We start from the raw sequence: 22800 nt of genomic DNA on the forward strand, positions 1-22800 counted from the left end.
GGGCGCATCTTGGCTTTCGGCTCTCCCCGTCCTATGGCCAATGAGGGGCAGCGTCAGGATAGCGGAGCGGCCATGGCAGGCGACACGGCAAGACCCTCGGGGCGTGGCCCCGCGGACCGGGCGGTCGATCTGGCCCTGCGTGCCGCGATCGGCGCCGTGATGGCCCTTCCCTACGAACGGCGCGTCGCGGCGATGGGGGCGCTCACCGCACGCGCGATCGGACCCCTCGCGGGCTATCGCCGCCGCGCCAGCGCAAATCTCGCGCTGATCTGGCCCGACCTCGCCCCCGAGCGCCGCGCCGCCTTGGCGCGCGCGGTCTGCGACAATCTCGGGCGTACCCTGATCGAGAACTACTCGGGAGCCGAGTTCGCCCGCGCCCTGCCCTCCGAACCACATCAATCCGATGGCATGGAAGCGGTTGCGCGCGCCCGCGCCGAAGGCCGTCCGGTGATCTTCGTCACCGGGCATTTCGGCAATCACGAAGCGCCCCGGCGCGTGCTCACCAGCATGGGCTACGACATCGGCGGGCTCTATCGCGAAATGTCGAACCGCTTCGTCAACGACCACTACGCGGCGACGATGCAGGACGTGTCGGGGCCGGTTTTCGCAAAAGGGCGTCGCGGTCTGACCGGGTTCCTGCGCCATCTCAAGGCGGGCGGCATGGCGACGATCCTGTTCGACCTGCACGACCGCGGCGGCGTCGCGATCGATTTCCTGGGTCGGCCCGCGCGCACCGCGCTGACCGCCGCCGAGCTTGCGCGGCGCTTCGATGCGCTGCTCGTACCCTATTACGGCACCCGTCGTGCCGACGGCGTTTCATTCGATGTCGCGGTCGAAGCTCCGATTCCACATGACGCACCGCTCGACATGATGCGCGAGGCGACGGCCCGCCTCGAAGCGCGGGTGAGGCGCGATCCCGGACAATGGTTCTGGGTACACAACCGGTGGAAGGCAGCCCGCCGCTAGGGCAGCCGCGCCGCGGCGAGGATCGCACCCGGCCCCTCTTCCTGGACGATCACGGCGCCGGGCTGGTCGCCCTCGATCGGCGTTTCGATCTCGAGATCCTCGGTTCCGCTCCATCGCACCAGCAGACCCCACGACGTCACGATATTGGCATAGGTCAGATCGTGCCCCGCATTCTCGCCATTCTTGATCGAGACCTTTGCCTCAGGCATGAAACGCACGAGCTGCACCATCAGCGGTTCCGTGTGGTCGGTCATGCGCCGCGCCTTGATTCGAAGCAGCCCGCCCTCGCGCTTGGCCTGCATCGTCACCGTCTCGGGCATCTCGGCGTGGTTCATCACCGCCTCCATCACCTTCATCGGCTTGGCCCCGACGATCCGCTCGACCCCGCCGACCACGAATTGCGGCGTATAGACCATCCGCTCGCCCACGGCGGCGGCATAGGCTTTCTGGCGCTTGGTGAAGCCCGGCTGGGCAAAGCTGTCGGCCCAGCCGATGTAGTCCCAGTAATCGACATGCAGCCCCAGCGCGATGACGTCTTCCCGCGTGGCAAGGTCGCGGACCATCTGGTCAGCGGGCGGGCAGCTCGAACAGCCCTGCGAGGTGAACAGCTCGATCACCACCGGCGACTCGGCCTGAACCGGAGTGAAGGCAATACAGGCCGCGCTAGCCAAAGCTGCCAAGAATCCGCGCATGCCTTCTCTCCAATCCGAAATTACCCTGTCCGGTCTAAGCGGTTCCGCCCCTTCTTGCCAATCAAGCCGCCGCGAGAGCGACGTGCGCGGAACGCGAGGCGGGCGCATCTGGACATTTGTGTGCCGTTGTATACATAGACGGCGACGGCCTTGATCGCCTGCTGCCGTTGCGGCAGAACCGGGGCCAGACCCACAGCTCGCAGCCAGAAGGGACACTTCATGCCGATTCAAGTTGGCCAAGACAGCGCCAAGACCCGCCGGAAGCTCACGGTCGGGTCGCAGAGCCTGTCGTATTACTCGATTCCTGCCGCCACCGAGGCCGGTCTGGGTGATTTCGGTCGCCTGCCTGCCGCGCTCAAGGTCGTGCTGGAGAACCTGCTGCGCTTCGAAGATGGCGGCTTCTCCGTCTCCACCGACGACATCAAGGCCTTCGCCGAATGGGGCGCAAATGGCGGCAAGAATCCTCGCGAGATCGCCTACCGCCCGGCCCGCGTGCTGATGCAGGACTTCACCGGCGTGCCCGCCGTCGTGGACCTCGCCGCGATGCGCGACGGCATCAAGGCGCTGGGCGGCGACGCGCAGCTGATCAACCCGCTGAACCCGGTCGATCTCGTCATCGACCACTCGGTGATGATCGACGAGTTCGGCAACCCGCGCGCGTTCCAGATGAACGTCGACCGCGAATACGAGCGCAACATCGAGCGCTACCAGTTCCTGAAGTGGGGCCAGAAGGCGTTCCAGAACTTCCGTGTCGTGCCGCCGGGCACCGGCATCTGCCACCAGGTGAACCTTGAATACCTCGCGCAGGTGGTCTGGACCGACAAGGACCAGAACGGTGAGGAAGTCGCCTACCCCGACACCCTCGTCGGCACCGACAGCCACACCACCATGGTCAACGGCGCGGCCGTCCTCGGCTGGGGCGTGGGCGGCATCGAGGCCGAGGCCGCGATGCTGGGTCAGCCGATCTCGATGCTGATCCCCGAAGTCGTGGGCTTCAAGCTGACCGGCAAGATGGTCGAGGGCACTACCGCCACCGACCTCGTGCTGCGCGTCGTGCAGATGCTGCGCGAAAAGGGCGTGGTCGGCAAGTTCGTCGAGTTCTACGGCGACGGTCTCGACAACGTGCCGCTGGCCGACCGCGCCACGATCGGCAACATGGCCCCCGAATACGGCGCCACCTGCGGCTTCTTCCCGATCGACGCCGAGACTCTGCGCTACATGGAGCAGACCGGCCGCGACAAGGACCGCATCGCTCTGGTCGAAGCCTATGCCAAGGAAAACGGCCTGTGGCGCGACCCCGGCTACGAGCCGGTCTACACCGACACGCTCGAGCTCGACATGGGCACCGTCGTTCCTGCCATCTCGGGCCCCAAGCGCCCGCAGGACCACATCGCGCTCGACGAGGCGGCTCGCGCCTTCGGCGAATACGTGAAGGGTCAGCGCAAGGGCGAGGACACCTCGGCCAATTCCGAGATCCGCTGGGAAGGTGAAGGCGGCCAGCCCGAGCCGGTCGACATCCCCGGCGACGAAGGCCACCACAAGCGTGGCTTCGTGGAGACCGAGGACGGTCACTACCAGATGCATGACGGCTCGATCGTGATCGCGTCGATCACGTCCTGCACCAACACCTCGAACCCCTACGTGATGATCGGCGCCGGCCTCGTCGCCCGCAAGGCGCGCGAGCTTGGCCTGAACCGCAAGCCCTGGGTGAAGACCTCGCTGGCGCCGGGATCGCAGGTCGTGTCGCACTACCTCGAGGCCGCCGGCCTGCAGGAAGATCTCGACGCGATCGGCTTCAACCTCGTGGGCTACGGCTGCACCACCTGCATCGGCAACTCGGGCCCGCTCGAGGCCGACATCTCGAAGGCGATCAACGAGAACGATCTGATCGCGACCTCGGTGCTCTCGGGCAACCGCAACTTCGAGGGCCGGATCTCGCCCGACGTCCGCGCCAACTACCTCGCCTCGCCACCGCTCGTGGTGGCCTACGCGCTGGTCGGCGACATGAATGTCGACATCACCCGCGAGCCGCTAGGTCAGGACAAGAACGGCAACGACGTCTATCTCAAGGACATCTGGCCGTCGCAGTCCGAGATCGCCGAGTTGGTCGAGAAGACCGTCACCCGCGAGGCATTCCAGTCGAAGTATGCCGACGTCTTCAAGGGCGACGAGAAGTGGCAGGCGGTCGAGACCGTCGACAGCGAGACTTACAACTGGCCGCCGCAGTCGACCTACGTCCAGAACCCGCCTTACTTCCAGAACATGTCCAAGGAGCCGGGCGAGATCCACGATATCGAGGATGCCCGCGTTCTGGCGATCCTTGGCGACATGGTGACCACCGACCACATCTCGCCCGCGGGTTCGTTCAAGGAGACCACCCCGGCCGGCAAGTACCTGGTCGAGCGCCAGGTTCCGGTGCGCGAGTTCAACTCGTACGGCTCGCGCCGCGGCAACCACGAAGTGATGATGCGCGGCACCTTCGCCAACATCCGCATCCGCAACGAGATGCTGGACGGCGTCGAGGGCGGCTACACCAAGGGCCCCGACGGCAGCCAGATGGCGATCTACGACGCCGCCATGGCGTGGCAGGAGCAGGGCAAGCCGCTCGTCATCTTCGGCGGCGAGCAGTACGGCGCGGGCTCCTCGCGCGACTGGGCCGCGAAGGGCACCGCCCTTCTGGGCGTGAAGGCGGTCATCGCCGAGAACTTCGAGCGCATCCACCGGTCGAATCTCGTCGGCATGGGCGTGATCCCGTTCGAGTTCACCGGCGGCGACACCCGCAAGTCACTTGGCCTCACCGGCGAGGAGAGCGTGTCGATCAAGGGCCTGTCGGACGTGAAGCCGCTGCAGGAAGTGACGGCGACGATCACCATGGGCGACGGCTCGACCAAGGAGATCACGCTGCGCTGCCGGATCGATACGGCGGTGGAGATCGACTACATCAAGAACGGCGGCGTGCTGCACTACGTGCTGCGCAACCTCGCGCAGTCGGCCGCCTGATCCGTCTCGGATCACGACGCGGAAACCAGACCGCCCCGGCCGATGGCCGGGGCGGTTTTTCTTCGAGAATCGACGAGCACGGAATGAAACCGGCCGTTTGCTTCCGCCGCTACTCCAACCCGGCGCCGTCGGGCAGCGGTGGCAACTGCCGCAGATAGGCGATGACGGCGTCCAGATCCTCCTCCGCCATCCTGGCATAGTTGGCATAGGGCATCGGCGGCGACATCCGCTCGCCGTCGGGGCGCAGTCCTTGGGTGATCATTGCCTTCACATCCTCGTCCGAATACTCCGCGACGCCGTCCTCGGCGGAGCTGAAATTAGGCGAGATCACCGTGCCCCAAGGCCCGTGGAATTCAAACCCGCTTGCAACGGTATGGGTGTCGGTCATCGGGCCCTGCGGGCCCATCGGCGAGTGGCATTCAATGCAATGAGCCATGTGCCCCGCGAGATAGGCACCGTACTCCACCGTTGCCCCGCGATCGGGCGCGCTCGCGCTCTCCACCGGCGGGCTGTAGCTTGGCGGTAGGGGAACGTCGCAGCGGCTTTCGCCCGGATCGTTTTCCACGGCCGGGACCTGCCGCAGATCGATCACCATGCTCATCACGTCCTCATCAGAAAGCCCGCGATAGAGCGGGATCGGCATCGGCGGACCGATCACGCTGCCATCGGGGCGAATGCCTTCGCGGATCGCGCGGGCGAGTTTCCGCGTCAGACCACTCAGACACGCGGCTTGCGGGCGTGATATTCGGCGCGATCGCGGTGAACTCGGGCGTCTCCTCGACCAAGCGACCGGCAGATGCATGTCGGGCAAAGGTCCTCCGGGCCCCATGGGACTGCGGCAATTGCCGCAGGCGGCACGAGATAGGTCCCGCGTTCGAGCGTTGGTTCGGCCAGAACTCCGGTGGCGGCGAAAATGAGGGACGAACTCAGGAAACCGGAAACATTCATGACAAACTCCCTTGACTGAAAGGAAGCGTATCACGCGGGCGTGAGTTTACCTGGAAGCAGCCTGATCCAGCGCGGGCTGCAACCGATCGGCGATGGCGCGCTGCGTCACGGGACCGGCCATGCGTTCGAGGATCCGCCCCTCGCCATCGACGACGAAGGTTTCCGGAACGCCATAAACCCCCCAGTCGCGCGCCACGCGGCCGTCATCAGTGCCGATTGCCTTGTAGGGATCGCCCAGCTCGGCGAGAAAGGCCGCCGCCTTCTGGGGGTCATCCTTGTAGTTGATGCCGTAGACCGGCAGCCCGCCCTCGGCCAGTTCGGCGAGGTTCGGATGTTCGACACGGCAGGGCGCACACCAGCTGGCCCAGAAATTCACCAGCTTGACCTCGCCATCGGAAAGCACGGCCGGATCGAAGGGTGGCTTGCCGGACAGCGTTCCGGTTTCGGTCAACGGCGCCTCGCGGCCGATCAGTGCCGATGGCAGCTCGTCGGGGTTGTCGCGCAGCATGCCGGCGGCGAACAACCCGGCCAGCGCCGCGAAGATCGCCGGGGGCAGGATGATCAGGGGCGAGATCCTAGCCATGGTCGCGCTCGGTCCTTTCCAGTTCGGCCCGAACCTTGCGGTCGCGCCTGACGCTCCACCAGACCAGACCGGCCAGCGCCGCGAGGCTGATGCCCCAGGCCGAGATCACCTCGGCCGCGTATTTGCCCAGATCCATCATGCGCGCACCGGCTCGACGCGGCGGGCGCGGGCCCGCAGCGCCGCGATGCGGCGGGCGCGGATCTCGGTGCCGGTCCGCAGCAGCACCAGCGCAAGGAACAGCAGCACGAAGCCCGCCATGCAGACGAGCAGCGGCACCCAAAACACGTCGGCCACGTTCTCCTGCTTGTCGAGCGACAGCGAAGCGCCCTGATGCAGCCCCTGATTCCAGAAGTTCACGGCGTAACGCGACAGGATCGCGAAGACCGAGCCGACAAGGCAGAGCACCGATGTCAGGTCGGCGGCGCTGTCGGGATCGGGAATCGCGGTCCAGAGCGCGATGTAGCCGAGATAGAACAGGAACAGGATCAGGAACGAGGTCAGCCGCGGGTCCCAGGCCCACCACGTGCCCCACATCGGTTGGCCCCAGATCGCGCCGGTGATCAGCGCGATCAGCGTCATCACCATGCCCACCGGCGCCGCCGCCCGGGCTGCGAGGGCGCTGACGTGATGCCTGCGGATCAGCCAGATCAGCGAGGCCACGAGCATCATCAGCCAGGCATTGATCGCCATCAGCGCCGAAGGGACATGCAGGTAGATGATCTTCACCGAAGAGCCGAAACGCTCGGCTTCGGGCGTGAAGAAGAAGCCCCAGACCAGCCCGACCGCCAGAACGGCGGCGGAGAGCCACATGAGCCACGGTACCCAAGGGGCCGTCGTGTCGAGGAACTTCCTCGGATTGGCGTAGGACCAGATCGACATGACTTTTCCTATCCTGCCGCGCAAGACGGCTCAATGCCCGGCTGCTTCAACGCAACGTGACCCGTAGCGCGGCGGCCGTGGCGAATGGCAGCAGGGCCGCGCAACCCAGTCCGATGCCCGCGAGCAGCATGAGCGGCGTGGCCGCCGGCAAGCCCTCGGCTCCCCGCCGCGCCGCCTCGGCACCGAAGATGAGGATCGGCACGTAGAGCGGCAGCACGATCAGCGACAGCAGGAGGCCACCCCGGCGCAGCCCCACGGTCAGCGCTGCACCGAAGGTGCCGATCAGCGACAGCGCCGGCGTGCCGATGGCCAGCGACACCAGCAGCCAGGGCATCGCCTCTCCCGGCAGATGCAGCAGCACGCCCAGCAGCGGCGCCGCGACGACAAGTGGCAGCCCGGTGGTGATCCAATGCGCCAGCGCCTTGGCCAGCGCCAGCATCTCCAGCGGCAGCGGCGCTGTGGCGAGAAGCGGCAGCGAACCATCCTCGTGATCGAGCGCGAAAATCCGGTCGAGCGACAAGAGCGCCGCGAGCAACGCCGCGACCCACAGGATGCCCGGCGCGATGCGCGCAAGTATCGCCGTTTCCGGCCCAACCCCGAACGGCACCAGCACCACGACGATGAGAAAGAAGGCGAGGCCGAGGCCGAAGCCGCCACCGGCGCGCACGGCGAGCCGCAGATCGCGTGCGAGAAGTGCCCTCACAGGAACGCCTCGTCTGAGCCGCCCTGCGCCTCCAGCGCGGCACGGTGCGGCGTCAGATCCAGCACCGGCAGATCCAGACCAAGATCGATATGGGTAGCAATCACGGCGATACCGCCACGCGCGAGATGGCGATCCCGCAGGAAACCGGCAAAGCGCTTTACGGAAAAGACGTCGAGCGAAACGGTGGGTTCGTCGAGCAACAGCACTTCGCGCCCGATCACCGCAAGCCGTGCAAGGCCGAGCCTGCGGCCCTGCCCGGCCGACAGCGTTCCCGCCGGACGCTCCCGCAGATTCTCTAGATCGAAGAGTTCGAACACGTCACCGGGCAATTCGGTGCGGTAGAGATCGGCCCAGAAGCGCAGCGTCTCGGCGACGGTGAGGGCGGGTTTGATGCCGTCGGCGTGGCTAGCATAGCCGGCGCGCTCCCCCGCACCCGCGATCTGGCCGGAGAGCTGTGGTTGAAGCCCGGCGATGGTTCGCAGAAGCGTCGTCTTGCCGATGCCGTTGGCGCCGCGCAGCACGAGGCCCTGCCCCTGCGAAAGGCGGAACGACACGCCGGTGAGCACCGGCATGCCGCCGCGCTCGACCGCGAGATCGGTGACAACGAGGTCGGTCAGACCGGCAGCAGCGCGACCGCGACGCGCCGCCCCTCCGACAAGAGCACGTTGTAGGTGCGGCAGGCGGCCGGCGTGGCCATGGTTTCGACGCCGATCCCCGCTTCCTCCAGCCGGTCGCGGAACGCACGCGGCGCATGGGCGATCTCGGCACCGGTGCCAACGAAGAGCACATCGACGCGACCCACGAGCGCCAGAACGGCGTCGAGATCCTCGTAGCCGCCCCAGCTCTTGAGACCGGTTGGGGCGAGCGTCACCGCGCCCTCGACCACCTTGCCGCCGATCCGGAAGAAGCCCGGCCCGTAGCCGTCGATGGGCATCGAGTCGTCGTAGTCGATCTCGGTCAACCGCATGGCCGCGCCTCCCCGTTCATCTTTCCCAAAATACGCAGATCCGACGCCGCGACCCGGTCAGGCGTCGATATTGGCGAACTGCGTGCCCGCCTTCGGGTCGTCCTTCTTGTCCCAGTCGCGCTTCACGCCGAGCATCAGCACGATGTTCTTTGCGACGTAGATCGAGGAATAGGTCCCGACCAGAACGCCCCAGAAGATCGCGAAGACAAAGCCACGGATCACGTCACCGCCCAGCACGATCAGCGCCAGGAGCGCCAGAAGCGTGGTACCGGAGGTCATCACGGTCCGGCTCAGTGTCTCATTGGCCGAAAGGTTCAGCAGGTCGCGCAGCGGCATGGTCTTGTACTTGCGCAGGTTCTCGCGGGCCCGGTCGAACACCACCACGGTGTCGTTGATCGAGTAGCCGACGATGGTCAGCAGCGCCGCGATGATCGCGAGGTCGAACTTGATCTGGATCGCCGCGAACAGGCCGATGGTGAGCACAACGTCATGCACCAGCGCCGCGATGGCGCCCACCGCGAACTGCCATTCGAAGCGCAGCCAGATGTAGAACAGGATCGCCACGAGCGAACCCAGAACCGCGAAGATCGCGGACTGGATCAACTCGCCCGAGACCTTCGGGCCGACGCTCTCGACGCTCGGAAAGGTGATGGTCGGATCGACGCCTTGCAGCGCCGTCTCGACCGCGGCGATGGTCTCGGCGCTGACGGCTTCAGCGCCTTCCTGCGCCTGGATCCGTACCGAGGCCACGTTCTTGTCATCGCCAAAAGACGGATCGAAGACCTCGGTGATGATGACGTCGCCCAGATCCAGCGGCGCGATCGCCTGGCGGTAGGCCGCGACGTCGACCGGGCTCTCGGCCTCGGTGCGGATCGTGGTGCCACCCTGGAAATCGATGCCGAAATTCAGCCCCATCGCGAAGAACAGCACGACGCTGGCGATCATCGCCACGATCGAGGCGCCGAAGGTGATCCGCGCAGCGCGGAAGAAATCGATCTTGGTGTCGTCGGGTACGATGCGCAACCGCATGTCAGACCTCGATTGTTTTGGGACGACGGCGTTCGAACCAGATCACGATCAACAGACGCGTCACGAAGATCGCGGTGAAGACCGAGGTCAGGATGCCGAGGCCGAGGGTGACGGCGAAACCCCGCACCGGGCCGGAGCCCACGAGAAACAGGATCAGCGCGGTGATCAAGGTGGTGACGTTGCCGTCGAGGATCGCCGAAAGCGCCTTTTCGTAACCCAGATCGATGGCACGGGCCGGGCCCCGCGCGGTCTTGAGTTCCTCGCGGATCCGCTCGTAGACCAGCACGTTCGCGTCCACCGCCATGCCCATGGTGAGCACGATGCCGGCGATACCCGGCAGGGTCAGCGTGGCGCCGAGGATCGACAGCACCGCGAAGATCAGGATCATGTTGATGGTCAGCGCCACGGTGGCGAAGATGCCGAACAGCCCGTAGGTCAGGATCATGAAGACCACGACGGCGAGCGCGCCGACGATGGCGGCGATCTTGCCGGCCGCGATGCTGTCGGCACCAAGCTCCGGCCCGATCGTCCGCTCCTCGAGGAACTCTAGCCCTGCCGGCAGCGCGCCGGCACGCAGCAGCACGGCAAGCTGGGTCGATTCCTCGACCGTGAAGTTGCCGGTGATGATGCCCGATCCGCCGGGAATGTGGCTCTGGATGACGGGGGCGGAGATCACCTCCTCGTCGAGCACGATGGCGAAGGGCGAGCCGATGTTCTCGGCCGTGTAGTCGCCGAAGGCGCGGGCGCCGGTCGGATTGAAACGGAAGTTCACCGCCGGGCGGCCGTTCTGGTCGAAGGCGGGCTGCGCGTCGACCAGCTCCTCGCCCGACACCACGGGGTTGCGCTCGAGGATGTAATACACGCCCTGCTCGTCGAGCGAGGGCAGGATCTCGTTGTTGGGGCCGGGGCTTTCATTGGCGTCGCTGGTCCGCGACACGACCGGCTGGAAGGTCAGCTGCGCGGTGGTGCCGATGATCTCCTTGACCTCTTCGGCCGAGCCCACGCCAGGCACCTCGATCAGGATGCGGTCCTCGCCCTGGCGCTGGATGGTGGGTTCGCGGGTGCCGACCTCGTCGATCCGGCGGCGCACGATCTCGAGCGCCTGGCGGATGGTGCGGTCGTCGGTGGCGGCGCGCTCGGCCTCGCTCAGCGTGACGATGATCTCGGCGCCGTCGGCGCGCACCTCGATGTCGTCGGCGCCGCCGCCGGTCAGGCTGGTGATCGGGGTGGCGAGGCCGCGCACAATTTCGAGCGCGGCGGCCGCCTGATCGGCGTTGGAGATGCGCACCCGCAACTCGGTCGGATCGCCGCCCTCTTCGCGGGTGACGAAGCCCACCGTGTCACGCTGGGCCGCGAGCGCGTCGCGCACATCGGGCCACATCGCCTCCATGCGCGCGGCATAGACCTCTTCGACCTGCACCTCGGCCAGAAGATGGGCGCCGCCCCTCAGGTCGAGCCCGAGATTGACGAGGCCCGAGGGCATCCATTCAGGCCAGAGGCCGGCATCGGCCTCGAGCTCGGCATTGGTCTGGCCGGTCTCGATCACGGCACGGGCGTCGTTCGCGGTCTCGACCCTGTCGTAGAACAGGTTCGGCGTCGCGAAAAACAGCCCGCCCAGGCAGACCAGCCAGATCAGCACCCGGCGCCAGGTGGAGATGTGCATCATGTCGTTCGTCCTCTGGCGCGGGGCCGGATTAGGAAGATCAGGCCTTGGCCGGTTCGGTCTTCGAAGTCACGGTGGCGATGGTCGAGCGGACCACGCGAACGTTGACGCCCTGCGCGATCTCGACCTCGATCTCGTTGCTGTCGTCGCGGACCTTGACCACCTTGCCGATCACACCGCCCTGGGTGATCACCTGGTCGCCGCGGCGCAGCGCCGCCACCATCTTCTGGTGCTCTTTCAGCTTCTTCTGCTGCGGGCGGATCAGGAAGAACCACATGATCGCGAAGATCAGGATCAGCGGGATGAAAGATTCGATGCCTTGCATGGCGGTCCTTTGCGTCGGTCCGGGGCGCGCGCTGTTTGCGAGCCTTTGAAAAAGTCGCGGCACCCTACTGCCGGGTCCGGTGATTGTCCACCGCGGCCCCGGCGTCGCGCGGGGCCGGTTTCGCGGTTCACAAGGGCGGGCGTTTCGGTCCATATGGGCGCGGCCCCCGGGCCCTGAAACCCCCTATCACGGACGAGACAATGCACGACATCCGCGCCATCCGCGACAATCCCGACGCCTTCGACGCCGCCCTGGCCCGCCGCGGGGTGTCTCCGGTGTCGTCGCAGATCCTGGCGCTCGATGACGCGCGCCGGGCCAAGATCCACGCCGCCGAGACCGCCAAGGCCGACCAGAACCGCGCCTCGAAGGAAGTCGGCGCCGCCAAGGGTCGCGGCGACGAGGCCGAGTTCGAGCGGCTGCGCGCCCTGGTGGCCGAAAAGAAGGCCGAGATCGCCCGGCTGAACGACGAGGCGCAGGCCGAGGACGAAGCGCTGCGGCAGCTGTTGCTGACCATCCCCAACTTGCCTGCCGATGACGTGCCCGCCGGCACCAGCGAGGACGACAACGTCGAGATCAAGCGCCACGGCACGCCGCGGCAGTTCAACTATGCCCCCAAGGAGCATTACGAACTGCCCGCCGTGCAGGACGGCATGGATTTCGAGGTCGCGGCCAAGCTCTCGGGCTCGCGCTTCGTGGTGCTGTCGGGCGGGGTCGCGCGGCTGCACCGGGCCCTGGCTCAGTTCATGCTCGACACTCATGTCGAGGAGCACGGGCTGACCGAGACGATGACCCCGGTGCTGGTCCGGGAAGAGGCGATGTACGGCACCGGCCAGCTGCCGAAATTCGGCGAGGACAGCTACCAGACCACCACCGGCTGGTGGCTGATCCCGACCGCCGAGGTGACGCTGACCAACCTCGTGGCCGATGCGATGATCGAGGCATCTTACCTGCCGCGCCGCTACGTGGCCGACACCCAGTGTTTCCGCTCGGAAGCCGGCAGCGCCGGGCGTGACACCTCCGGCATGCTGCGCCAGCATCAGTTCGAGAAAGTCGAGATGGTCTCGGTGACGCATCCCGGCGAGTCGGATGCCGAGCAGCAGCGGATGCTGGGTTGCGCCGAGGCAATCCTCGAGAAGCTGGGCCTGCCCTACCGCACCATGTTGCTCTGCGCGGGCGACATGGGCGCTGGCGCGCGGCGGACCTATGACATCGAGGTCTGGCTGCCCGGCCAAGACCGCTACCGCGAGATCAGCTCGGTCTCGACCTGCGGCGATTACCAGGCGCGGCGAATGAACGCGCGATTCCGCCCCGAGGGTGGTGCCAAGCCCGAATTCGTTCATACGCTGAACGGATCGGGCCTCGCGGTGGGGCGCACCCTGATCGCGGTGCTCGAGAACGGTCAGGAAGAGGATGGCTCGGTGACGCTGCCCGAGGTACTGCATGGCTATCTCGGTGGCCGCAACCGGCTTTCGGCGACCGGCGAACTGATCCGCGATTGATTGCCTCTCGCCGCCGAAATTCGCGCCGCCCGATTGAACCACCGGGCGGCGCGATGCGTAGTGAGGGCATGAAAACCCTCATCTCATGGGCCGTTCTCGCCCTTTCCCTCGCCTTTGCGGCGGCGCCCCTCGTGACCTCGCCCTTCACCGGCTTCACCGCCGACCAGCTGCCCAACCCGCAGATCGACCCGCCGGTGCAGCCCGCGGGCTGGGCCTTCTCGATCTGGGGGCTGATCTATCTCTGGCTCATCACTTCCGCAGGCTACGGTCTTTGGCGTCGCGCGGCAGCCGAGGACTGGCACCGCATGCGGCTGCCGCTTCTGGTCGCGCTCGCGGTGGGCGTGCCATGGCTCGCCATCGCGAATGCCAGCGCGATCTGGGCCACGATCACGATCTTCATCATGGCAGCCGGCGCCATCGGTGCGTTTCTGGCCGCGCCGGAACGGGACGTCTGGCTCGCCCGGGTGCCGATGGGGCTTTTTGCCGGCTGGCTTTCGGCCGCGAGCTTCGTGTCGCTGGGCTCCACGGCGGCGGGCTACGGTCTGTTCATGGGGCAAACCGGCTGGGCGATCCTGTGTGTGATCCTCGCCACGTTGCTGGCGCTCGTGGTGCAGTCGCGGCGACCGCGCGCGGCCTCCTACGGGGTGACAGTGGCCTGGGCTTTGTTTGCGATCGTTGTTGCCAATGGCTTGAACGTGCCGGGCCTCGTCGCCCTAGCAAGCCTACTGGCCATCCTCGGCGCAGTGGTACTGGCCCGGCGCGTCACATCCTAATGCCGCCTCGACCAGGCGAATAGACCAAAGAAAAGAGCGCCTTGCGGCGCTCTTTTCACATCAATCCTTGAGATGCTTCCGCAGCCTCGAAGGCTGCGCCTTCTTGCGGTTCTGGAACGGATTCTTCTTGCCCTGATCACGCAGGAACAGCCGGATCGGCGTTCCCGGCATGTCAAAGTCGTTCCGCAAGCCATTGACCAAGTAACGAGAATAGCTCTCGGGCACCGCATCGGGATGCGAAGTCATCACCACGAAAGCCGGGGGCCGGGTCTTGACCTGGGTCACGTAGCGCATCTTGATGCGGCGGCCGCCCGGTGCGGGCGGCGGGTGCTGCTCCAGCATGCCGACCAGCCAGCGGTTAAGCTGCGCGGTCGAGACGCGACGGTTCCAGACTTCGTGCGCCCGCAGGATCGCGTCGTGCAGCCGCTCGAGGCCGCGGCCGGTCTTGGCCGAAACCGTCACCAGAGGCGCGCCACGCAGCTGCGGCAGCAGCCGCTCGAAGCTCTCCTTCAGCTCGCGCAGCTTGTCCTGCTTCTCGTCCTCGAGGTCCCACTTGTTCACCGCGATCACCACGGCGCGGCCCTCGCGCTCGGCCAGATCGGCGATGCGAAGGTCCTGCTGCTCGAAGGGGATTTCCACGTCGAGAAGCACCACCACGACCTCGGCGAACTTCACCGCCCTCAGGCCGTCGGACACCGAAAGCTTCTCGAGCTTTTCCTGAACCTTGGCCCGCTTTCGCATGCCCGCCGTATCGAAGATCCGGAACGGCGTGCCGTTCCAGTCGATGGCAAGCGAGATCGCGTCGCGGGTGATCCCGGCCTCCGGGCCGGTAAGCAGCCGCTCCTCACCAAGGATCTTGTTGATCAGCGTCGATTTCCCGGCGTTGGGGCGGCCCACTACGGCCACCTGCAGCGGCCGATCGGCGGTCGGCGCCCAAGGCGCGTCCTCGTCGGTTTCGCCCTCTTCGTCGACATCGACATCCATCACCGGCGCGTCTTCCTCCGCGCGGGCCTCGAATTCACCGGCCAGCGGCTCCAGCATCGCCAGAAGCTCGCTCATCCCCTCGCCATGCTCGGCCGAAAGGCCCAGCGGCTCGCCCAGCCCCAGCGAATAGGCCTCGAGCAGGCCGCTCTGACCGGCGCGGCCTTCGGCCTTGTTGGCGGCGAGGATCACGTGCTTGGCGCGCTTGCGCAGGATGTCGGCAAAGATCTCGTCGGCCGGCAGCACGCCGGAGCGGGCATCGATCATGAACAGGCAGACATCGGCCATGTCCACCGCGCGCTCGGTCAGACGCCGCATCCGGCCTTGCAGGCTTTCGTCCGTGGCGATCTCGAGACCGGCGGTGTCGATCACGGTAAAGCGCAGCGGTCCGAGCTTCGCCGGACCCTCGCGCAGGTCGCGGGTGACGCCGGGCTGGTCGTCCACCAGAGCCAGCTTGCGCCCGACGAGGCGGTTGAACAGCGTGGACTTGCCGACATTGGGCCGTCCGACGATGGCGAGGGTGAAGCTCATCTCAGGGTCTTTCGCGTGCGGAAGAGGGCCCCATACACCGATTGCGCGTCAACGGAAAGCGGCAAGCGACCCGTCGGAGGTGACGACGTAGAGGATCCCCCCCGCGACCACCGGTGCCGAGGCCGCGCCGCCTTCGATCGGCGTCTCCCGCATCAGCTGCCCGGCCAAGGGATCGAACTCGCGGATCAGGCCATCGGAACCGGCGACGAGCAGGCGGCCACCGGCAAGGAGCGGGCCGTAATGGGCGATCCGGGTGTCACGGCGCAAGAAACCCTGCGGCGCGCCCTCCGGCAGGTCGACCCGCCAAAGCGCAGCGCCGGTCGCGGCGTCGAGCCGTACCAGCTGGTTCACGTCGTTTAGCAGGAACAGCGAGCCGCCAGCGGGAACCACGGGCGAGATCGCTCCGTCGGGCGCGCTCCACAGGGTCTCACCGGTGAAATCGTCGATTGCCGACATCCGGCCGGAGGCATTGCCCACATAGACCCGTCCGTCCTCGAGCACCGGATCGCCCGAGATGCCGTTCGCCGCGAGTGCTGCGGCGGCGCCGGGCCGGCGGCCCGCGACCACGGCGGACCATCGTTGGCGACCGCTTTCGGGGAAGGTGCCGACGACCTCGCCCGAGGTGAAGGGGAACACCGCGAGATCACCAGCCACGGCGGGTCCGGCGCCGCCATCGTAGCGCTGCAGGTCTTCGACCCCCGAAATCTGCCATTTGACCCGGCCCGTCCGTGCGTCGAGCGCGAGGCCGCGCCCGTCGCGCGATACGGCATAGACGGTGCCATTGGCGACGGCCGGCGCTCCTGCGCCCGGCGCACCAAGATCTTGTGTCCAGAGCCGGGCCCCGGTTTCGGCGTCGAGCGCCACCAGCTCGCCGAAACCAGTGACAGCGTAAAGCCGCGCCCCGTCCGTGGCGAGACCGCCGCCCGAGGCCTGGCCGGGCGCGTCGGCGGCCGGCACGAGGGCCCGCTGCCAAAGCAGGGTGCCGTTGGTGCCCAGCGCCGCAACGCCGGCCTCTGCATCCATGACGAAGACGCGGCCTCCCGCGACGACCGGCTCGGCGGTGATGCGCAGTCGCCGCGTCTCGGCGGCACCGAACCTGGTATTGAACAGCGGTGTCAGCTGCGCGCCGAGCGCCGGGTGGGCGATGTCGCGATCCGCGCCGCCACCGCGCTGTGGCCAATCAGCATTGGCGACGGGGGCCGTGAGCGAAAGGGCTGCAGCGGTGCCGCCTGCCGCTTCGGCAGCGCCGGGGATCGCCACGCCGATGCGCGTGCCGGGCAGCCGTACTTCCGGCTGGCTACAGGCCGCAAGAAGGGCCAGCGCCCCCGCTCCGATGACTCCGCTGCGACGCATGACTGCCCCTCGCCCCTATTCGTGGTTACCTGCGACCTGTCCCGGTCGCTTTTCGATCATTCGGTCGGGGTCGCCGCTGCGGCCGCGTCCTCGGGCGGGACGCCCAGCGCAACCATCAGGCTTGCAGCGCGGTCGCGCAAGTCCGGTGTCGTCTCGGCATCTTCCATGATGGCGCGCAACTGATCGACGGCCGCGTCCTGCTCGCCCTGTGCGAGCCGGATGAGGGCGATCTGCTCAAGCGCGAGCATGCGGAACGGCGCGCCGGGCGCCGACAGCGCCTCGAGCGCCAAGAGCTTGTCCTCGGGCGAGCGGCCGGCATCGATCAGGACCGATTTCAGCGCCGCGAGATCGCGGTAGATCTCGGCGACCTCGCCATTGCCGGCCAGCGCATCGAGCGTGGCCACGGCGGCCTCGGCATCACCTGCGGCCTGCTGCTCTGCGGCGAGCGCCAGTTGCAGGACCACGGCGTCTTCGGATTGCGCCGCGATCGGTGCCAGCGCCTCGGCACGCGCGGCGGCCTCCGGCTCGGCCAGCGCGGCGAGAAGCGCGTCCCCCCGCGCCTGCGCCTCGGCGGCGATCTGCGACTGGCGCCATTCATAGACCGCTGCGCCGCCGACGATCAGCACGACGATGGCGAGGCCGATCCAGCCATAGCGCCGCAGCAGGTGGAACAGCCGGTCGCGCCGGACCTCTTCGCTGACCTCGCCGATGAAGCTGTCGGAATTGCTCACGCCTCGTCTCCCCTTCGGGTTGCGCCTGAGCGCCATGTCGGATCGGGCCCGTCTTATCGTGAAGCCATGCGCGGGGACAAGGCCCGCGCGGCGACGGCAACTTGCCCCCGTGACCCCATGTCGCGTCTACGAAATGTGCATTGAGTAGGATGCCGCCGAATCGTAGTTTGAACCGGACAGTTCAGCGCGTCGCGGCGCTTCGTGCTTTTCCGGCACCAAGCTATGATCGCCTCGTCGACAGGGCGTGCGGGCGCCCCGAAAGGAACCAGATGAAACTGATCCCTGCCCTCACCGCGATTCTGGTGGCCGGCTTTCTCTATCTCCTGATCGTCGATCGGGATCGCCTCTACGCCATAGCCCAGATCGACGGCTCGGCTGCCGAGGATACCGGTCCGGCTGAAGCCGAGGACGGCGCGCCGCAGGTGGGCGTCGTGGCATTGCGCAGCAGGGCACGCGAGGTCGACGATACGGTCGTGCTGCGCGGTCGCACCGAGGCGGCGCGAGAGGTCGAGGTGCGCGCCGAGACATCCGGCCGGGTGATCTCGGAGCCGCTGCGCAAGGGCGCCTTCGTGGAAACCGGCGAGGCGCTGTGCGAGCTTGATCCAGGCACCCGTGAGATCCAGCTTGCCGAAGCGCAGGCCCGGCTGAGCGAAGCCGAAAGCCGCGTGCCCACCGCCCAAGCCGGCAAAGCCGAAGCCGAGGCGCGGCTGCGCGAGGCCGAAATCAACCTCAGCAATGCGCGGCGACTAAGCCAAGGCGGATACCAGAGCGAGACCTCGGTGATCAGCGCCGAGGCGGCGCTGGAGGCCGCATCCGCGCAGGTGCAGAGCGCAGAATCGAGCCTCGTCTCGGCCCGCGCCGGGATCGAAGCAGCGCAGGCCGTCGTCGCTTCGGCGCAGCGGGAAATCGACCGGCTCATGATCCGCGCGCCCTTCGACGGCCTATTGGAGACGGACACGGCCGAGTTGGGGCTACTGATGCAGACCGGCTCGCCCTGCGCGACCATCGTCCAGCTCGATCCGATCAAGCTCGTGGGATTCGTCCCGGAGGTCGACGTCGACGATATCCGTGTCGGCGCCCGGGCCACGGGACGGCTCGCCTCGGGGCAGGCACTGTCGGGCGAGGTGAGCTTCGTGTCGCGCTCGGCCGACGAGACCACGCGCACCTTCCGGGTCGAGGTCAAGGTGCCCAACCCCGACCTACAGATCCGCGACGGACAGACCGCGGAAATTCTCGTCGACACCAATGGCACGGAGGCGCATCTGCTGCCGCAATCGGCGCTGACGCTCGACGATTCGGGCCAGCTCGGGGTCAGGACCGTCGGCGGTCCGGAGGCGGCGCCGGTGGCGCGTTTCATGCCGGTGGAATTGCTGCGCGACACGCCCGAGGGCGTGCTGGTGGCAGGGCTCGACCCGGTGGCGTCGGTCATCGTCGTGGGTCAGGAATACGTGACCGACGGGGTCCGCGTCGCGCCGCGCTACAGGGAGCAGGCGCAATGACCGGCATCGTCGACTGGGCCGCCTCACGCGCCCGGATGATCCTCGCCTTCATCGTGCTCAGCCTCACGGCGGGCATCGCCGCCTATATCGGCCTGCCGAAGGAGGGCGAACCCGATATCGAGATCCCGGCGCTCTTTGTCTCGGTGCCCTTCCCCGGCATCTCGGCCGAGGATGCCGAACAGCTTCTGGTCAAGCCGATGGAGACGCGGCTTGCCGATCTCGACGGCCTCGACACGATGATCTCCAACGCCTCCGAAGGCTATGCGGGCGTGGCGCTCGAATTCGCCTTCGGCTGGGACAAGACCAAGATCATGGCCGATGTACGCGACGCGATGAACGCGGCCGAGGCCGAGTTTCCCGATGGTGCCGATGCTTGGTCCGTTGCCGAGATCAACTTCTCCGAGTTCCCGATCATCATCGTCAACCTGACCGGCCCCCTGCCCGAGCGGACGCTGATCCGCGTTGGAAAATCGCTCCAGGACCGTCTCGAGGGGCTCGACGCCGTGCTCTCGGCCAATCTCACCGGCCAGCGCGACGAGATGCTCGAGGTTGAGATCGACCCGCTCCGGCTCGAGGCCTACAACGTCACCGCCGCCGAGCTTTTGCAGGTGGTCACCAACAACAACCTGCTGATCGCCGCGGGCGAGGTCGAGACGGCGCAGGGCGCCTTTTCGGTGAAGATCCCGTCGAGCTTCGACGAGCCGCGCGACATCTACGACATCCCCGTGAAGACCAATGGCGACCGGGTGGTGACGCTTGGCGATCTTTCGACGATCCGCCTGACCTTCGAGGATCGCACCTCCACCGCGCGCTATAACGGCGAAACCACGGTGGCGCTGCAAGTGGTCAAGCGCAAGGGATACAACCTGATCGATACAGCCGCCCTCGTGCGGGAAACCGTCGAGGCCGAGCGCGCTTCCTGGCCCGAAGACCTTCGTGCGGCGATCGAGGTCGGCACCTCAAACGACCAGAGCAGCAACGTCGCCTCGATGGTCAGCCAGCTCGAAGGCTCGGTGCTCACCGCGATCGCGCTGGTGATGATCGTGGTCCTGGCCACGCTCGGGCCGCGCCCGGCGCTGCTGGTCGGCTTCGCGATCCCAACATCCTTCCTGTTGTGCTTCGCGCTCCTCGCGGTGATGGGCATCTCCATCTCCAATATCGTGATGTTCGGCCTGATCCTCGCGGTGGGCATGCTGGTCGACGGCGCCATCGTCGTGGTCGAATACGCCGACAAGCGGATATCCGAGGGCGTGGGCCCGATGCACGCCTATGTCGAGGCGGCCAAGCGGATGTTCTGGCCGGTGGTCTCTTCGACCGCGACCACGCTCTGCGCCTTTCTGCCGATGCTGTTCTGGCCCGGTGTCGCGGGGCAGTTCATGGGCATGCTCCCGGTCACGCTGATCTTCGTGCTCTCGGCCTCGCTGGTGGTGGCGCTGATCTACTTGCCGGTGATGGGCGGCGTGCTGGGCCGGATGAGCCGTGGCCTTCTGCATGTGTCGGAGGGACTGCGGAGGCGTCTGCCATGGGTGGTGCGCGCGGCGCTGGTGCCGCCGGCGGCGGGGCTCATCTTCGTGGGGCTGATGCTGGCGCTGAACCCGGGTTATCTGACCGGCGAGGCCCGTCCCTCTCGCAGCCTGATCGAGGCGGCCCCGGGCCTCGGCCTCGCGCTTGCCGGCGCGATCGCGACCACGATCTTCGGCGCCGCGGCCAAGATCCGGCGCGCCCCGAAACGGCTGCGCGCGGGGTATCGCCGCTCACCCTTCGGGCGGCTGATCGCGTTGATCGCAGGCAACCCGGTGATGCCGCTCGTGACTATCGCGGGGGTCGGCGCCTTCATCTTCACGACCTTCACCTATTTCGGCACCCACAACAACGGCGTCGAGTTCTTCGTCGAGACCGAACCCGAGCAGGCGATCATCTACGTGCAGGCGCGCGGTAATCTCAGCCTTGCCGAGAAGGACGCTCTGGTAGCCGGGGCCGAGGAGGTGGTGGTCGGCTTTCCCGGCGTCCAGTCGGTTTTCGCCTTCGCGGGCCAAGGCGGGCTCAACTCCAACACCGCCGGCGCCGGCGGTCCGGCCGACGCGGTCGGCCAACTGCAGATCGAACTTGTGCCATGGGACGAGCGCCCCGCCTATGCGCGGGAGAACGGCTACGACCTCGCCGATCTGGATGGGGATGTGGTGCTCGAACGGCTGCAGGACGAGCTCGACGGCATCCCCGGCATCCGTATCGAGATCCTGAACCTTGCCCAGGGGCCGGGCGCCTCGAAACCGGTCAATCTGCGCCTCACCGGCGAGAATTTCGAAGTGCTGCGCGCCGCCACGGCCCAGGCCCGCGACCAGTTCGAGGAGACGCCGGGACTGACCCTGATCGAGGACACGCTGCCGCTGCCCGGGATCGACTGGCAGATCGATGTCGATATCGAGAAGGCCGGTCGCTACGGCGCCGACGTGGCGACGGTGGGCGCGATGGTGCAACTCGTCACCCGGGGCATCATGCTCGACACGATGCGCGTCGAAAGCTCCGACGAGGAGATCGAAATCCGAGTGCGCCTGCCGGAAGAAGATCGCGTGCTGTCCACGCTCGACAGCCTGCGGGTACGGACGCCCGCCGGGCTGGTGCCGCTGTCCAACTTCGTCACCCGCACCCCTGTGGCCAAGCTCGCCGAGATCACGCGGGTCGGCCAGCAGCGCTATTTCGAGGTGAAGGCCGACGTTCTGCCCGGGCTGGTCAAGCTGGTGGAGGGCGACGAGACCCGGGTCGTGCGCGAGGATGAGATCGGGCCCGAATTGCAGGAGCGCATCGACGCCGGCGAAGTTACGCGCATCAGCGTCAATGCCAACGAGCGGATCGAGGTGCTGACCGAGTGGCTCGAGACTTCGCCCCTCCCACCGGGAATCGGCTGGGAATGGACCGGCGACCAGCAGGATCAGGCCGAGAGCCAAGCCTTCCTGCAATGGGCCTTCACCGGCGCGCTGGGGCTGATGTTCATCATCCTGCTGGCGCAGTTCAACAGCTTCTACAACGCGGTGCTGGTGCTCCTCGCGGTGGTTATGTCCACCGCCGGGGTGCTGATCGGCATGCTGGTGATGGAGCAAACCTTCTCGATCATCATGACCGGCACCGGCATCGTCGCGCTGGCGGGGATCGTGGTGAACAACAACATCGTGCTGATCGACACCTATCAGGATTACGAGCGCTACATGCCGCGCACCGAGGCGGTGATCCGCACCGCAGAGGACCGGATCCGCCCGGTCCTTCTTACCACCGTCACCACCATGGCAGGTCTCGCGCCGATGATGTTCGGGCTGAGCCTAGACTTCTTCGGCGGCGGCTACACGATCGACAGCCCGACCGCACTGTGGTGGAAGCAGCTTGCCACCGCCGTGGTCTTCGGCCTCGGCATCGCCACGGTGCTGACGCTGGTCTTCACCCCGGCAATGCTGGCGCTCAGAATCTGGGCTGCGCGCTACGCGCACTGGATGTCGCGGCTGATGGCCCGGCTCTCGATGGGACGCGGCAGCCGGGCGGCGCGCGACTGGGCGCTCCGGCGCGAGGCGCGGCGGATCAAGGCCCCCGAGATCCTGTGGGAGGACGAGGACGGACCGGTGCCGCCCGTGGCGGCGACGCTGCGTGCCGCCGAGTGAGCCGTGGCAAAAGGGCCGCCCTGGGAGGGGC

At 67.1% G+C, this 22800-nt stretch carries 20 protein-coding genes; 6 read left to right on the forward strand and 14 right to left on the reverse strand.

Translation table 11 applies throughout. The annotated features are described in order from the left end of the window. Window positions 1–72 precede the first annotated feature (72 nt). Complete coding sequence (locus LOS8367_RS15600) at window positions 73–966, forward strand: lysophospholipid acyltransferase family protein (protein ID WP_085897464.1); 894 nt, start codon at window positions 73–75, stop codon at window positions 964–966. Here the strand turns inward: LOS8367_RS15600 and LOS8367_RS15605 are convergent. Then, entirely contained in the window at window positions 963–1658 is a 696-nt protein-coding gene (locus LOS8367_RS15605; RefSeq protein WP_085897465.1) for a DUF1223 domain-containing protein, read from the reverse strand. The two genes, LOS8367_RS15600 and LOS8367_RS15605, sit on opposite strands and share 4 nt — an antisense overlap. 219 nt (window positions 1659–1877) lie before the next feature. Between LOS8367_RS15605 and acnA the strand changes: the two genes are divergently transcribed. Beyond that, window positions 1878–4658, forward strand: coding sequence for an aconitate hydratase AcnA (gene acnA, locus LOS8367_RS15610; RefSeq protein ID WP_085897466.1), 2781 nt, complete (start codon window positions 1878–1880; stop codon window positions 4656–4658). 109 nt (window positions 4659–4767) lie between these two features. Here the strand turns inward: acnA and LOS8367_RS15615 are convergent, their stop codons facing one another. From LOS8367_RS15615 to yajC, 10 genes are all read right to left on the reverse strand, one after another. After that, window positions 4768–5301 (reverse strand): c-type cytochrome, encoded by a 534-nt coding sequence (locus LOS8367_RS15615; RefSeq protein ID WP_242665619.1) that lies wholly within the window; start codon window positions 5299–5301, stop codon window positions 4768–4770. 351 nt (window positions 5302–5652) lie between these two features. After that, entirely contained in the window at window positions 5653–6189 is a 537-nt protein-coding gene (locus tag LOS8367_RS15620; protein ID WP_085897467.1) for a DsbE family thiol:disulfide interchange protein, read from the reverse strand. Next, the gene (gene ccmD, locus LOS8367_RS15625; RefSeq protein WP_242665620.1) at window positions 6182–6328 is read right to left on the reverse strand and encodes a heme exporter protein CcmD; all 147 of its coding nucleotides are present in this window, start codon (window positions 6326–6328) and stop codon (window positions 6182–6184) included. The genes LOS8367_RS15620 and ccmD overlap by 8 nt, the downstream gene beginning before the upstream one ends. Next, complete coding sequence (gene ccmC / locus LOS8367_RS15630; RefSeq protein ID WP_085897469.1) at window positions 6325–7068, reverse strand: heme ABC transporter permease CcmC; 744 nt, start codon at window positions 7066–7068, stop codon at window positions 6325–6327. Before ccmC ends, ccmD begins: the two co-directional genes overlap by 4 nt. Window positions 7069–7114: 46 nt before the next feature. Further along, entirely contained in the window at window positions 7115–7771 is a 657-nt protein-coding gene (ccmB, locus tag LOS8367_RS15635; RefSeq protein ID WP_085897470.1) for a heme exporter protein CcmB, read from the reverse strand. Next, on the reverse strand, window positions 7768–8388 hold the full coding sequence (ccmA, locus tag LOS8367_RS15640; RefSeq protein ID WP_278247977.1) for a heme ABC exporter ATP-binding protein CcmA: 621 nt from the start codon (window positions 8386–8388) through the stop codon (window positions 7768–7770). The genes ccmB and ccmA overlap by 4 nt, the downstream gene beginning before the upstream one ends. Continuing rightward, complete coding sequence (locus LOS8367_RS15645; protein ID WP_085897472.1) at window positions 8385–8738, reverse strand: Mth938-like domain-containing protein; 354 nt, start codon at window positions 8736–8738, stop codon at window positions 8385–8387. The genes ccmA and LOS8367_RS15645 overlap by 4 nt, the downstream gene beginning before the upstream one ends. Before the next feature lie 57 nt (window positions 8739–8795). After that, a complete protein-coding gene (secF, locus tag LOS8367_RS15650) occupies window positions 8796–9767 on the reverse strand; it encodes a protein translocase subunit SecF (RefSeq protein ID WP_085897473.1) in 972 nt (323 codons plus the stop codon). 1 nt (window position 9768) lies between these two features. Further along, entirely contained in the window at window positions 9769–11433 is a 1665-nt protein-coding gene (gene secD, locus LOS8367_RS15655; RefSeq protein WP_085897474.1) for a protein translocase subunit SecD, read from the reverse strand. Window positions 11434–11470: 37 nt separating this feature from the next. Beyond that, complete coding sequence (yajC, locus tag LOS8367_RS15660) at window positions 11471–11755, reverse strand: preprotein translocase subunit YajC (protein ID WP_085897475.1); 285 nt, start codon at window positions 11753–11755, stop codon at window positions 11471–11473. 200 nt (window positions 11756–11955) lie between these two features. Here yajC and serS point away from each other — a divergent pair, with 200 nt between their 5' ends. Continuing rightward, entirely contained in the window at window positions 11956–13254 is a 1299-nt protein-coding gene (gene serS / locus LOS8367_RS15665; protein ID WP_085897476.1) for a serine--tRNA ligase, read from the forward strand. 68 nt (window positions 13255–13322) lie between these two features. Then, window positions 13323–14027, forward strand: a complete 705-nt coding sequence (locus LOS8367_RS15670) for a TspO-related membrane protein (protein WP_085897477.1) — start codon at window positions 13323–13325, stop codon at window positions 14025–14027. A gap of 60 nt (window positions 14028–14087) precedes the next feature. Here the strand turns inward: LOS8367_RS15670 and der are convergent, their stop codons facing one another. The 3 genes from der to LOS8367_RS15685 are packed head-to-tail and all read right to left on the reverse strand — an operon-like array spanning window position 14088 to window position 17623. Continuing rightward, the gene (gene der / locus LOS8367_RS15675; RefSeq protein WP_085897478.1) at window positions 14088–15539 is read right to left on the reverse strand and encodes a ribosome biogenesis GTPase Der; all 1452 of its coding nucleotides are present in this window, start codon (window positions 15537–15539) and stop codon (window positions 14088–14090) included. Window positions 15540–15587: 48 nt separating this feature from the next. Further along, window positions 15588–16892 carry a PQQ-like beta-propeller repeat protein gene (locus LOS8367_RS15680; protein ID WP_085897479.1) on the reverse strand — a complete coding sequence of 435 codons (1305 nt, stop codon included), beginning with the start codon at window positions 16890–16892 and terminating at the stop codon, window positions 15588–15590. 56 nt (window positions 16893–16948) lie between these two features. Beyond that, a complete protein-coding gene (locus tag LOS8367_RS15685) occupies window positions 16949–17623 on the reverse strand; it encodes a tetratricopeptide repeat protein (protein ID WP_085897480.1) in 675 nt (224 codons plus the stop codon). Window positions 17624–17892: 269 nt separating this feature from the next. Between LOS8367_RS15685 and LOS8367_RS15690 the strand changes: the two genes are divergently transcribed. Further along, the gene (locus tag LOS8367_RS15690) at window positions 17893–19122 is read left to right on the forward strand and encodes an efflux RND transporter periplasmic adaptor subunit (protein ID WP_085897481.1); all 1230 of its coding nucleotides are present in this window, start codon (window positions 17893–17895) and stop codon (window positions 19120–19122) included. Then, a complete protein-coding gene (locus LOS8367_RS15695; RefSeq protein ID WP_085897482.1) occupies window positions 19119–22769 on the forward strand; it encodes an efflux RND transporter permease subunit in 3651 nt (1216 codons plus the stop codon). The genes LOS8367_RS15690 and LOS8367_RS15695 overlap by 4 nt, the downstream gene beginning before the upstream one ends. Window positions 22770–22800: the final 31 nt, after the last annotated feature.

It is taken from the genome of Limimaricola soesokkakensis (genome assembly GCF_900172345.1).
Lineage (GTDB): Bacteria > Pseudomonadota > Alphaproteobacteria > Rhodobacterales > Rhodobacteraceae > Limimaricola > Limimaricola soesokkakensis.